Raw genomic sequence first — 12,711 nt, 5'->3', positions numbered from 1 at the left:
GGTAACCGACGCCCGCGGACCGGCCCGTCCGCAGCGATCCGCTAGCGTCGCTGACGTGACTGGACGGACGGTGCTCGTCACCGGAGGCAACCGCGGCATCGGACTCGGCATCGCGCAGGCGTTCGCCGCACAGGGCGACCGCGTCGCGGTCACCCACCGCGGCAGCGGCGCGGCCGAGGGACTCTTCGGCGTCGAGTGCGACGTGACGTCGGCCGAGCAGGTCGACTCCGCGTTCTCGACGGTCGAGCAGGAACTGGGGCCGGTCGAGGTGCTGATCTCGAACGCCGGCATCACCGACGACACCCTGCTGCTGCGCATGGACGAGGACTCATTCGGCCGGGTCGTCGACGCGAACCTCGCCGGCGCCTACCGGGTGGCGAAGCGTGCCGCGAGCAAGATGATCCGCGCCCGCAAGGGCAGGTTGATCTTCGTGTCGTCCGTCGTCGCCTTCGTCGGCTCGCCCGGCCAGGCCAACTACGCCGCCAGCAAGGCGGGCCTCGTCGGTCTCGCCCGGTCGATCTCCCGCGAGCTCGGCAGTCGCAGCATCACCGCCAACGTCATCGCACCCGGCTTCATCGAGACCGACATGACCGCCGCGATGACCGAGGCGCGGCGGGCCGAGGTGCTCAGCGGCATCCCGCTGCAGCGCTACGGCGCGGTCGACGACATCGCGGCCGCGGCGCTGTACCTCGCCTCGGACGCCGCGGGATACGTCACCGGGGCGGTGCTGCCGGTCGACGGCGGCGTCGGCATGGGTCTGTAGTCGGCTCGGGTCTGAAGGAGGAGCACATGGGTCTGCTCGACGGCAAGCGGCTGCTGGTCACCGGTGTCATCACCGACGGCTCCATCGCCTTCGCGATCGCGAAGCTGGCGCAGCAGGAGGGCGCCACCGTGGTGCTCACCGGCTACGGCCGGCTGTCCCTGGTCCAGCGGGTCGCCAAGCGGCTGCCCGAACCGCCGCCGGTGGTCGAGCTCGACGTCGCGAACCCCGAGCACCTCGACACCCTCGCCGACCGGGTGCGCGACCACGTCGACGGTCTCGACGGGGTCGTGCACTCGATCGGTTTCGCGCCGGCGTCCTGCCTCGGCGGCAACTTCCTCGAGACCCCGTGGGAGGACGTCGCCACCGCCGTGCAGGTGTCGACGTACTCGTTGAAGTCGCTGGCGGTGGCGACGCTGCCGCTGTTCGGCGAGGCGGGCGGCGCGCTGCTCGGCCTCACCTTCGACGCGACCGTCGCCTGGCCCGGCTACGACTGGATGGGGGTGGCGAAGGCGGGTCTCGAGTCGGCCAACCGCTACCTCGCCCGCGACCTCGGCGGACGGAACATCCGCTGCAACCTGATCTCGGCAGGGCCGTTGCGCACCATGGCGGCGAAGAGCATCCCCGGCTTCTCGACCTTCGAGGACGCCTGGCACACCCGCGCCCCGCTCGGGTGGAGCAACTCCGATCTCGAGCCGGTCGCGCGCAGCTCGGTGGCGCTGCTGTCCGACTGGTTCCCGGCCACGACGGGCGAGATCGTGCACGTCGACGGCGGATTCCACGCGACGGGCGTCTAGCCGTGCCCGACCACTCCTCTGACTACCAGGCCCTGCTGCTGCTGTCGTTCGGCGGCCCCGAAGGTCCTGACGACGTCATGCCGTTCCTGCGCAACGTGACGCGCGGGCGGGGCATCCCCGACGAGCGGCTGGCCGAGGTCGCCGAGCACTACCAGCACTTCCACGGAGTCTCGCCGATCAACGAGCAGAACCGCGCCCTCATCGACGCCCTCGGACCGGCGCTGAGGTCGCGTGGGTTGGAACTTCCGATCTACTGGGGCAACCGCAACTGGAAGCCCTACGTGGCGGACGCCGTCCGGCAGATGCGCGACGACGGTGTCCGACGCGCGGTGGTGTTCGCGACGAGCGCCACGACGTCGTACTCGGGGTGCCGGCAGTACCGCGACGACCTCGACCAGGCCCGCCGGGTCAGCGGCGAGGGTGCGCCGGTGCTGGTCAAGTTGCGGCACTACTTCGACCACCCGGGGTTCATCCGCGCGAACGCCGACGCCGTGGCCCAGGCACTGCAGTCGCTGCCCGACGCGGTCCGCGACGACGCCCGGTTGGTGTTCACCGCGCACTCGATCCCGGTGTCGATGAACGAGACGTCCGGGCCCGAGGCCAACGGGCTCTACGAGAAGCAGCATCGCGAGACCGCACGGCTCGTCGCCGAGGCCGTGCGCGGGGCCGGCGCCGAGTTCGACCTGGTGTGGCAGTCGCGGTCCGGGCCGCCGCAGGTCCCGTGGCTCGAGCCCGACATCAACGACCATCTGCGGTCGCTGTCCGAGGCCGGCACGCGCGCGGTCGTCGTCACCCCGACCGGGTTCGTGTCCGACCACGTCGAGGTGCGCTGGGACCTCGACACCGAGGCGGCCGAGACCGCGCAGGAGCTCGGGCTCGAGTACCGCCGCGCCGGCACCGCCGGCACCCACCCCGCGTTCGTCGAGTGCGTCGTCGACCTGATCGAGGAACGTGTCCGCGACCGGGAGCCCGCCCACCTCGGCGACCTCGGCGTGTGCGGTGTCGACTGTCCGATCGGCTGCTGTCCCGCTCCCCGCCGCCGGACGTGAACCACGCCTTCCCCGACGGTCCCGAGATCGTCCTGCCCGCGGGCGACGTCACCGAGGGCGTGGTGCGCATCGGCGACACCGTCCGCCGTCCGCACCAGGACACGTCCGAGCAGGTCGCGGCCTATCTGGCCCACCTCGAGCACGTCGGCCTCGACGGCGTGCCGCGCTACCTCGGCCGCGACCACCTCGGCCGCGACGTGCTCACCTTTCTCGACGGCGACGTCCCCGGCGACCCCGTCGAACCCTGGGCCGCGGACGATCGTGTCCTGCCGGGCGTCGCGCGGCTGCTGCGGCGGCTGCACGACGCCAGCGAGGGCTTCGAGCTGCCCCCGGTCGAGCCCGTCCCCGGACGTCCGCAGCCGGTCTTCCCGCAGGGCGAGCCGCTGCTGGTCACGCAGCGCGACGTCACGCCGCAGAACACCGTCTTCCGCGACGGCGAGGCATGGGGGCTGGTCGACTTCGACCTGTCGAACTGGACGACACGTCCGACCGACCTGGCCAACACCGCGATGCACTGGGTGCCGCTCACCGACCCGTCCGACCGGCACGAGGTGTACGACGGCATCGACGTGTCTGCGCGCTTCCGCGCGATGTACGACGCGTACGGACGTGACCGGTTCGACGTCGACCGCCTGCTCGCCGCGACGCGACTGCGCTTCGCCGGCTCGTACGACGTCATGAAGTGGAACGCCGACCACCTCGGCGGCGGCTGGCGGCGCATGTGGGACGAGGGCCTCGGTGACGTGCTCGTCCGGCGCCTCGCATGGTTCGACGCCGTGCGCGACGACCTGCACGCCGCCCTCGCCTGACTGGTCACGTGCCGACTTGACTGGTGATCTTCACCCCTGACTGGACGGGTAAAACTTGCCAGTCAGGCTCAGAAGTCACCAGTCAACGAGCGAAGGTGCCAGTCACCGGCGGGCCGTCGAGTCAGCCGCGACGCTTGCGCAGCTCCTCGTTGATCGCGGGGACGATCTCGTGCAGGTCGCCGATGACGGCGTAGTGCGCCTTGGTCACCATCGGCGCCTCGGCGTCGGTGTTGATCGCGAGGATCGTCTTCGCCGACTGGCAGCCCGCCCAGTGCTGGATGGCGCCGCTGATGCCGCACGGGATGTAGACGTCCGGGGCGATGCGGCTGCCGGTCTGGCCGACCTGCTCGCTGTGCGGACGCCAGCCGAGGCTGGTGACCACGCGCGAGACGCCCAGGGCGCCGCCGAGCAGCTTCGTCATCTCGAGCAGCTCGCCGAACCCGTCCGGACCGCCGGCACCACGACCGGCCCCGACCACCACGCGGGCGCTGGTGAGCGCGCCGGTGTCGTCGGTCTCGGTCTCCTCCGTCCGCACGACCCGGGCGACGAGGTCGCGGTCGGCGACGGACGGCTCGAACGCGACGGCCTCGCACGTCGCCGGCTCGGCGGCGACCTGCGGATCGCAGGCGTGGCCGGCGATGGAGAGGACGGCGAGCTGGTCGGGCAGCACCATCTCCTCGAGCGCGGCACCGCCGACGACCTGCCGGGTGACGGTGAACGGCTCGACCTGGTCGACGAGCGTCACGTTCGCGGCCATGGCGACCTCGAGGCGGGTGGCGACGTGGGCGAGGATCTCGAGCCCGCGCGGCGTGCCCGTGGCCAGCAGCACGTGGGCGGCCTGGGACTTGACGACATCGGCGACCGCAGCGGCCCACGCGGCGGCGGCGTAGGTGCCGAGCCGTTCGTCGGAGGGCACGTGCAGCTGCGCCACGCCCTGCTCCCCGAGGCCGGCGAGGACGGACTCCCGGTGGGCCTCGGGCAGCACTCCGGCGTGCACGGCGGTCACCGCGTAGTTCGCGCGGCGGCCCAGCTCGCGGGCGAAGGTCAGCGCCTCCTGCGAGGCCAGGCTCAGGCCGGAGGCGTCCGACTCGACGAGGACGACGATCATGACGCCACCACTCCGATCTCCACGAGCTTGTCGACGACGGCAGCAGCGGCCTCGGGGCCCCGTCCGAGGATCTCGACGGTGCCGGGTCGCGGGGGAGGGAGCGTCAGTTTCGCCCGTCCGGACCCGACCGGCTCGAGGGACGGCGCGAGGGTCTCGACCGGCGCCCGCTTGGCCTTCATGCGCCCGGGGACGGAGGGGTAGCGCGGGCTCACGCCACCCTCCATGACCGCGACGACCGCGGGCAACGGCACCTCGTAGTGCTCGGTGCCCAGACCCGACGCGTCCGACTGGGCGAGCAGCTGCGGACCCTCGACACTGCACTTCGAGACACCGGTGACGACGGGCCGGTCGAGCTTGTACGCCAGCCGGATCGGCACCTGGAAGTCACCGGTGTCGGCAGCGTCGTTGCCGAGCAGGATCACGTCGTAGCTCTTGCCGGCCTCGGCGCGCTTCTGCACGACGTCGGCGATGGCGGACGCGACGTCGGCCGGGCCGTACGCCTCGGTCTCGGCCTCGATGAGCACGCCGTCGGCGCAGCCGAGGGCGAGCGCGTTGCGCAGCTGCTCGACGGCGTCGGCGGGACCCAGCGTGAGCACGGTGGCGGTGCCGCCGGTCGCGCCCGCGATCTGCACCGCGAGCTCGACCGCGCACTCCTCGTGCGGGCTGACGGTGAACCCGACGTGGCGCGCGTCCACTGTTTGCGCGTCATCGCTCAGAAGCACCTGACCGGACACGTCCGGCACGCGCTTGATGCACACAAGGACATCCGCCATGACTACGCCTTGATCCGCTCGTTGCTCGGGTCGAACAGCGACGTCGCGTCGGCCGAGCCGACGGTGACGGGGTACCGCTCGCCGAGGTACTCGACCGAGAGCTTCGTGCCGACCGAGGCGACGTCCGGCGGCAGGTAGGCCATCAGCACGTGCTTGCCGAGCGACGGCGCGGAACCCGCGGACGTGACGTACGGGTGGTGGCCGTGCCCGTCGGTGAGCGGACCGCCGTCCGCGGTGAGGATCGGTTCGCCACCGAGCATGTAGCGCTTCTCGCCCGACGCGGACGTGTGGTCGTCGACGGTCAGCGTGCACAGCACCGTCTCGGGCGCGTTGTCGCGCTGCTTGAGGTAGGCCTCGCGACCGACGAAGTCGGCGTCCTTGACCCGCGGCCGCTGCATGCCGGCCTCGACGATGGTGCGCTCGCTGTCGAGCTCGGCACCGTAGGCGCGGTAGCCCTTCTCGAGGCGTCCGGTGGTGCCGTAGACGCCGATGCCGACCGGCACCGCGCCGTGCTCCTTGCCCGCCTCGCGCACGAGGTCCCACAGCCGCGCGCCGGACTCCATCGGCACGTACAGCTCCCAGCCGAGCTCGCCGACGTAGCTGATGCGCGAGGCGAGCACGTCGAGCGACGACACCTCGATGGTGCGGCAGGTGCTGAACCTGAACGCGTCGTTCGACACGTCGGCGGACGTGATCGCGCCGAGGATGTCGCGCGCCCGCGGGCCCCACAGGCCGATCGTCGTGAACGACGACGTCAGGTCGACCAGGTACGCCGACCCGTCGGACGGCAGGTGGTCGCGGAACCACTTGCGGTCGAGGTTGCCGTGCGCACCACCGGTGACGACACGGAAGTGGTTGTCGTCCAACCGCATGATGGTGAGGTCGGCGCGGAAGCCGCCGCGGGCGTCGAGGACCGGGGTGTAGACGACCCGTCCGACGGGCACGTCGCACTGCGCGACGGCGATGCGCTGCACCGCGTCGAGCGCCCCCTTGCCCAGCACGTCGAACACCACGAACGCCGACAGGTCGACGTAGCCCGCGCGATCGCGCATGGCGAGGTGCTCGGCGTTGATGATCGGCGACCACCAGCGGCTGTCCCACTCGGCGGTGCGCGGCATGACGGCGTCGCCGTACTCGCCGAGCAGCGCCTCGTTGGACGCGTACCAGTGCGGACGCTCCCAGCCGGCGGTCTCGTAGAAGTACGCTCCGAGCTCCTTCTCCGAGGCGTGCATGGGGGAGAGGCGGACGTTGCGCTCGCCGTCCCACTGCTCGGCCGGGTGCACGATGCCGTACGTCTTGTTGAACGCCTCGCTCGTGCGCGAGCGGATGTGGTGCTTGGTGCGCTGATGCGGGTAGAAGCGCGCGATGTCGGCGCCGTGGACGTCGATCTCGGGGTTGCCGTGCGTCATCCACTCGGCGACCGCGCGGCCGCAGCCCGGGCCTTCCTTGATCCAGATCGCGGCGGCCGACCAGACGCCCTTGACCTCGGGCGACTCGCCCATGATCGGGTTGCCGTCGGGCGTCAGCGACAGCAGACCGTTGATGGCGTACCGGATCTCGGCGCTCTCGTCGCCGAGGATCTCCGGCATGAGCTCGAGCGCCTGCTCGAGCTGCGGGTCGAAGTCGTCCTCGGTGAACGGCATCTCCGTCGGCGAGAGCTTGGCCTCGTCGATGGACGGGATCTCCTCGGCGTCCATGAGGATCGCGCGGTGCGCGTAGGAGCCGACCTCCATGTCGCTGCCGTGCTGACGCTCGTAGCAGAACGTGTCCATGTCGCGGACGATCGGGTAGCTGATCTCGCCCGGCTTCTCGGCCAGCACGGGGATCGGGCCGACGCTGATCATCTGGTGCACGGCCGGGGTCAGCGGGATGTGCACGCCGGCCATGGCGGCGAGCTTGGGGCTCCACACGCCGCAGGCGATGACGACGGTGTCGGTCTCGATGTCGCCGCCGGTGGTGCGGACGGCGGTGATCTGCCCGTCGACCACCGTCATGTCGGTGACCTCGGTGTTCGGGACGATGGTGACGGCGTCCAGCTCGAGCGCGCGCTCGCGCATGATCGTGCCGGCCCGCAACGAGTCGACGACACCGACGGATGCGGTGTGGAAACCGCCGAGGATGACGGACGGGTCGAGGAACGGCACCTTCTCGACGACCTCGTCGGGCGTCAGCATCTCGGACTCGATGCCCCACGCCTTCGAAGAGCTCATGCGGCGCTGCAGCTCCTGCATCCGCTCCTCGGTCCGCGCGACCTCGATGCCGCCGGACTCGGTGAAGACGCCCATCTCCTTGTACTGGCGCATCGAGTCGAGCGTCAGATCGGTGATCTCGCGGCTGTGGTCGACCGGGAAGATGAAGTTCGAGGCGTGACCGGTGGAGCCACCCGGGTTGGGCAGCGGGCCCTTGTCGAGCTGGACGATGTCGCGCCAGCCGAGCTTCGCCAGGTGATAGACGAGGCTGTTGCCGACGATGCCGGCGCCGATGACGACGACGCGTGCGCTGGTGGGGACGGGAGCCATGAGCGGCCACCTCTTCGTGCCGGATGCGGATGACGGTGTTGCGGATACTACAACTCTGCGCGCCATACGCAACGCCCTCGCGACGGGACGCGCGGGCCGTCCTCAGCCCCAGCCGAGCCGGTGGGACGCCTCGTCCCCGGCCCTGCGGAGCACGGGGACGATCGCGTCCACCCGCGACTGGTCGAGCCGGAACGTCGGCCCCGACACCGACAGCGACGCGACGATGTCGCCGTGCGCGTTGCGGACGGGCACGGCCACCGCGGTCAGGCCGGTCTCGAGCTCGTCGACGGCGACGGCCCAGCCGTTGTCCCGGACGGCGGCGAGCTCGTCGCGCAGCTTCTTGCGGCTGGTCAGCGTGTTCTGCGTGTACGCCCGCAGTTCGCGCACCATGCGCTCGACCTCGCCGGCCGGCAGCTCGCTGATGAGCACCTTGCCGTTGGACGTGGCGTGCAGCGGGATGCGCTGGCCCACCCAGTTGTGCACCTGCAGCGTGGCCGAACCGGCGACCTGGTCGACGTAGAGCGCGGCGCCCTCGCTGAGGACGGCCACGTTCACGGTCTCGCCGGTGTCGAGGGCGAGCTGCCGGCAGATCGGGCGGGTCTCGGCGACGACGTCGAGGCGGGCGGCGGTCGCGGCGGCGAGGCGCAGGACGCCCATGCCCAGGCGGTACTTGCCCCGCTCGGACGTCTGCTCCACCACGCCGCCCTGCTCAAGCGTCGCGACCAGGCGCTGCGCGGTGCTCTTGTGGACGCCCAGTTCCTGCGCGATCGTCGTGACACCGGCCTCACCGGAACGGGCCAGGATGTCGAGGATCACCAGCGCGCGCTCGACGGACTGCACGCCACCGGTCGCGTCCGATGCCGTCTCGGACTCGGTCGACTCGCCGCTCGCCACGTCCGCGAGCCTAGCGCGAGCGTGTTGCGTATTGCACACTTCGAGCTGCATCGCGCAACTGCTGCAGGAGGCTGCCATGACCGACGCCGCGCCGGAGTACGTCCTCACCATCGTGTGCCCGGACCGTCCGGGCATCGTGTTCACGGTCGCCAGCTTCCTGATGCACCACTCGGGCAACATCATCGAGAGCCAGCAGTACGACGACCTGCCCGAGGACCGCTTCTTCATGCGCGTCCACTTCCAGGTGCTCGACCCGACGGTCACGCTCGAACGGCTGCGGACGTCGTTCGGGCCGGTCGCCCAGGCGTCGTCCATGGAGTGGCAGATGTGGTCGGCCGACGCGCGCTACCGCACGCTGATCATGGTGTCGAAGGAAGGCCACTGCCTCAACGACCTGCTGTTCCGGCAGAGCATCGGCGCGCTGCCCATCGAGATCCCCGCGGTGGTGTCGAACCACACCGACCTCGAGCACCTCGCGAAGTCCTACGGCATCCCGTTCCACCACGTGCCCGTCACCGCTGCGACGAAGGACGACGCGGAGGCCGAGGTGCTCGGTCTCGTCGACTCGCTGGACATCGACCTCGTCGTGCTCGCCCGCTACATGCAGATCCTGTCGGACGGGATGTGCCGAGCGCTCGAGGGCCGCGCCATCAACATCCACCACTCGTTCCTGCCGAGCTTCAAGGGCGCCAAGCCCTACCAGCAGGCGTTCGACCGGGGCGTCAAGCTCGTCGGCGCGACCGCGCACTACGTCACCGCCGACCTCGACGAGGGTCCGATCATCGAGCAGGACGTGACCCGCGTCGACCACTCGCTCAGCCCGAAGCAGCTGGTCGCCGCCGGCCGCGACGTCGAGAGCCAGGTGCTCTCGCGCGCCGTCCGCTGGCACGCCGAGACCCGCGTGCTGCGCAACGGCAACCGCACCGTCGTCTTCCGCTGAGCGACCCCGCCTCCCCGGAACTCTTCTGCTGTCGTCGCGTTCCGGGGAGCCTCGCGGTCCGCTGTTGCCGGTCGTACCGGCGTTCGGTCCGTCAGTCGCCGAGCTCGGCCCGGCGGCGGACGACGTACTCCTCGAGCTCCTGGCGGATGGCGTCGTCGAGCGGGGGAGCCTCGTACTGCTCGAGCTTCTGCTGGTAGATCTTCGTCGCCCGGGCGGACGTGTCGAGCGACCCGCCCCGGGCGAAGCGCTCGAAGTTCTCCGACGACGAGACGAGCGGACGGTAGAAGCACGTCCGGAACCGCTCCATCGTGTGCGCGGCGCCGAGGAAGTGACCGCCGTGCCCGACCTCGACGTGGGCGTCGAACGCCAGCGAACCCTCGTCGATCTCCAGCGGCGTGAACTCGTGCTTCAGCATCTGCACGAGCTCGACGTCGACGATGAACTTCTCGTACCCGGCGACGAGCCCGCCCTCGAGCCAGCCCGCCGAGTGCATGACCCAGTTGGCGCCGGCGAGGAACGTCGGCAGCAGCGTCATCAGCGCCTCGTAACCGGCCTGCGCGTCGGTCACCTGCGAGGACGTCATCGCGCCGCCGGAGCGGAACGGCAGACCGAAGTGACGTGCGATCTGACCCGTGCACAGCAGCCCGAGCCCGGACTCCGGCGTGCCGAACGTCGGCGAGCCCGACTGCATGTCGATGTTGGACAGGAACGAGCCGAACACGACTGGGCACCCCGGACGGACCAGCTGGGCCAGCGCGATGCCCGACAGCGCCTCGGCGATCTGCTGCACGAGCGCGGCGGGGATCGTCACCGGCGACATGGCACCCATGAGGATGAACGGCGTCAGCACGACCGGCTGCGCCGCCTCGCAGTACTCGATGAGCGACTCGAGCATGCGGTCGTCCCACCGCAGCGGCGAGTTGCAGTTGATCAACGAGATCGACACCGGGGTCTTCTCGATGGCCTCGCGGCCGCCGAAGAGGATCTCGCCCATGGCGATGGTGTCGCGGGCGTTGACGCCCGACACCACGTTGCCCATGTAGACCTTGTCGGTCAGCGTCTGCAGCGCGTAGACCATGTCGAGGTGGCGCGAGTCGAGCGGCGTGTCGTTCGGCTCGCAGATGACGCCGCCGGCCGAGTCGAGCGCGTCGAACGACTGCGCGAGCTTGGTGAAGTTGCGGAAGTCCTCCATCGTCCCGTCGCGGCGCACGTCGCCCTCGCGGACGAAGGGCGGGCCGTAGACGGCCGAGAACGCCATGGCGTCACCGCCGATGTGCACGTTGTTGGCGGGATTGCGCGCGGCGAGGTCGAACTCCTTCGGCGCCTTCGCGACCTGCGCCAGCACGAAGTCGGGATCGAGGAACACCGTCTCGTCCTCGACGCGCTGCCCGGCCTCGCGGAACAGCGCGAGAGCGCGCTCGGACGCGAACTGCACGCCCACCTCGGAGATCAGCCTGCGCCAGCCCTTGTCGAGCGACGCCATGGCGTCCTGGGACAGGACCTCGTAGCGCGGCATGGCGTTGCGGAACATTCGGCTGGCCTCCTTGACCGGGTACGGGTGCGGTCGCATAGTAGACCCGCATAGTGGAAGTTGAGTTCCACGATATGAAACAGATCGGGACTGCATGTCGTCACCCACCGGCACCCAGGCCGTCGACCGGGCCGCCCAGCTGCTGCGCCTGGTCGTCGAGGCCGACGGGCCGATCAGCTTCACCGAGCTGGTCGACGAGACGGGCCTGGCCCGCTCGACGGTGTCGCGGCTGCTGGCCGCGCTCGAGGCCAACTCGCTGCTCGAACGCAACAGCGCCGGGGGATACCGGTCCGGCTCGCTGTTCGCCCTCTACGCCGCGCGCCACGACCCGTGGTCGCAGGTCGCCCGGCTGGCCGAGCCCATCCTCGAGGCCGTCGTCGAGCAGGTCGGCGAGACGGTGAACCTGGCGGTGCCGCGCGGCGGCGACGTCGTCATCGTGGCGCAGGCCGATTCCGCGTACCTGCTCAGCGCCCGTGACTGGATGCAGTCGCACGTCCCGGCGCACATGTCCGCACTGGGCAAGGTCTTCTACGCCCACGACCGCATCTCCGCGCCGTCCGGCGAGTTGGAGAAGTGGACGGACTTCACGATCGATTCGGCGGTCGAGCTCGGGCGTCAGCTCGCGTCCATCCGCCGCACGGGTTACGCGGTGTGCCGCAGCGAGCTCGAGGTCGGCCTCGACGCGGTCGCGGTGCCGGTGGTCGGCGCCGACGGCGAGGTCGCCGCCGCTCTCGGCGTGTCGGGCCCGAGCGCCCGACTCGAGCGCCGTCTCGACGACATTGGACGACAACTGATCGGGCACGCGACAGCCGTGTCGCGCCTGCTCCGTCCCAAGGAACGCAGGAAGGGCGTGGCCTAGCAATGGAACCCGAGGAGATCCTCAAGGGCCTGTACGACGAGACCCTGGTGGGCAACGCTCCTGCCGTCCTGGGGCTCACCGATCAGGCGCTGAAGCTGGGCATGGAGCCGCAGTCGCTGCTGTTCGACGCCCTCATCCCGTCGCTCGAGGAGGTCGGCGCCCGCTTCGAGCGCGGCGACTTCTTCGTCCCCGAGATGCTCATCGCCGGACGGGCGATGGCCGGCGCCATGGAGGTGCTGCGTCCGCTGCTCGCCGACACCGGAGCGCAGACGGTCGGCAAGTTCCTCATGGGCACGGTCAAGGGCGACGTCCACGACATCGGCAAGAACCTCGTGAACATCATGCTCGAGGGCGCCGGTTTCGAGGTGATCGACCTCGGCGTGCAGGTGGCGCCGGAGAAGTTCGTCCAGGCCATCGAGGAACACCAGCCCGACATCGTCGGCTTCTCGGCGTTCCTCACCACGACCATGCCGATGTTCAAGGCGAACATGAACGCGCTGCAGAAGGCAGGCATCCGCGACTCGGTCGCCGTCATGGTCGGCGGTGCGCCGGTCACGCAGGAGTACGCCGACGCGGTCGGGGCCGACGGCTACGCCGCGGACGCGTCCGCCACCGTGAAGAAGGCCAAGGAACTCGTGCAGAAGCGCCGCGCCACGGCGTCGGTCTGAGAGG

12 protein-coding genes are annotated in these 12,711 nt (G+C 70.5%); 7 read left to right on the top strand and 5 right to left on the bottom strand.

Annotated elements, in window-relative coordinates:
• Positions 1-55: 55 nt before the first annotated feature.
• Genes fabG through ACYVP9_RS07220 form a run of 4 tightly spaced genes read left to right on the top strand, consistent with a single transcriptional unit; the run spans position 56 to position 3,415 of the window.
• Positions 56-763 carry a 3-oxoacyl-ACP reductase FabG gene (gene fabG, locus ACYVP9_RS07235; protein ID WP_460604024.1) on the top strand — a complete coding sequence of 236 codons (708 nt, stop codon included), beginning with the start codon at positions 56-58 and terminating at the stop codon, positions 761-763.
• Between the two features lie 26 nt (positions 764-789).
• On the top strand, positions 790-1,557 hold the full coding sequence (gene fabI, locus ACYVP9_RS07230) for an enoyl-ACP reductase (RefSeq protein WP_460604023.1): 768 nt from the start codon (positions 790-792) through the stop codon (positions 1,555-1,557).
• A 2-nt stretch (positions 1,558-1,559) separates the two neighbouring features.
• Entirely contained in the window at positions 1,560-2,606 is a 1,047-nt protein-coding gene (locus ACYVP9_RS07225) for a ferrochelatase (protein WP_460604022.1), read from the top strand.
• Complete coding sequence (locus ACYVP9_RS07220; protein WP_460604021.1) at positions 2,603-3,415, top strand: aminoglycoside phosphotransferase/kinase family protein; 813 nt, start codon at positions 2,603-2,605, stop codon at positions 3,413-3,415. Before ACYVP9_RS07225 ends, ACYVP9_RS07220 begins: the two co-directional genes overlap by 4 nt.
• A gap of 121 nt (positions 3,416-3,536) precedes the next feature.
• Here the strand turns inward: ACYVP9_RS07220 and ACYVP9_RS07215 are convergent, their stop codons facing one another.
• The 4 genes from ACYVP9_RS07215 to ACYVP9_RS07200 all read right to left on the bottom strand — a co-directional run bounded on the left by ACYVP9_RS07215 (position 3,537) and on the right by ACYVP9_RS07200 (position 8,709).
• Positions 3,537-4,523 (bottom strand): electron transfer flavoprotein subunit alpha/FixB family protein, encoded by a 987-nt coding sequence (locus ACYVP9_RS07215; protein ID WP_460604020.1) that lies wholly within the window; start codon positions 4,521-4,523, stop codon positions 3,537-3,539.
• The gene (locus ACYVP9_RS07210) at positions 4,520-5,296 is read right to left on the bottom strand and encodes an electron transfer flavoprotein subunit beta/FixA family protein (protein WP_460604019.1); all 777 of its coding nucleotides are present in this window, start codon (positions 5,294-5,296) and stop codon (positions 4,520-4,522) included. The genes ACYVP9_RS07215 and ACYVP9_RS07210 overlap by 4 nt, the downstream gene beginning before the upstream one ends.
• A gap of 2 nt (positions 5,297-5,298) precedes the next feature.
• On the bottom strand, positions 5,299-7,815 hold the full coding sequence (locus ACYVP9_RS07205) for a GcvT family protein (RefSeq protein ID WP_460604018.1): 2,517 nt from the start codon (positions 7,813-7,815) through the stop codon (positions 5,299-5,301).
• A 102-nt stretch (positions 7,816-7,917) separates the two neighbouring features.
• Positions 7,918-8,709 carry an IclR family transcriptional regulator gene (locus ACYVP9_RS07200; protein ID WP_460604017.1) on the bottom strand — a complete coding sequence of 264 codons (792 nt, stop codon included), beginning with the start codon at positions 8,707-8,709 and terminating at the stop codon, positions 7,918-7,920.
• Positions 8,710-8,785: 76 nt separating this feature from the next.
• Here ACYVP9_RS07200 and purU point away from each other — a divergent pair, with 76 nt between their 5' ends.
• Positions 8,786-9,649 carry a formyltetrahydrofolate deformylase gene (purU, locus tag ACYVP9_RS07195; RefSeq protein WP_460604016.1) on the top strand — a complete coding sequence of 288 codons (864 nt, stop codon included), beginning with the start codon at positions 8,786-8,788 and terminating at the stop codon, positions 9,647-9,649.
• Positions 9,650-9,740: 91 nt separating this feature from the next.
• Here purU and ACYVP9_RS07190 read toward each other — a convergent pair whose 3' ends face one another.
• Positions 9,741-11,180, bottom strand: a complete 1,440-nt coding sequence (locus tag ACYVP9_RS07190) for a trimethylamine methyltransferase family protein (RefSeq protein WP_460604015.1) — start codon at positions 11,178-11,180, stop codon at positions 9,741-9,743.
• A gap of 94 nt (positions 11,181-11,274) precedes the next feature.
• Here ACYVP9_RS07190 and ACYVP9_RS07185 point away from each other — a divergent pair, with 94 nt between their 5' ends.
• Together ACYVP9_RS07185 and ACYVP9_RS07180 are read left to right on the top strand one after the other, a co-directional pair.
• Positions 11,275-12,039 carry an IclR family transcriptional regulator gene (locus ACYVP9_RS07185; protein ID WP_460604014.1) on the top strand — a complete coding sequence of 255 codons (765 nt, stop codon included), beginning with the start codon at positions 11,275-11,277 and terminating at the stop codon, positions 12,037-12,039.
• Between the two features lie 2 nt (positions 12,040-12,041).
• The gene (locus tag ACYVP9_RS07180; protein ID WP_460604013.1) at positions 12,042-12,707 is read left to right on the top strand and encodes a corrinoid protein; all 666 of its coding nucleotides are present in this window, start codon (positions 12,042-12,044) and stop codon (positions 12,705-12,707) included.
• The last annotated feature ends 4 nt before the right edge of the window (positions 12,708-12,711 follow it).

It is taken from the genome of Jatrophihabitans fulvus, assembly GCF_054781375.1.
The sequence above is the reverse complement of the archived record's forward strand: the minus strand, read 5'-3'. Positions and strand labels throughout refer to the sequence as shown.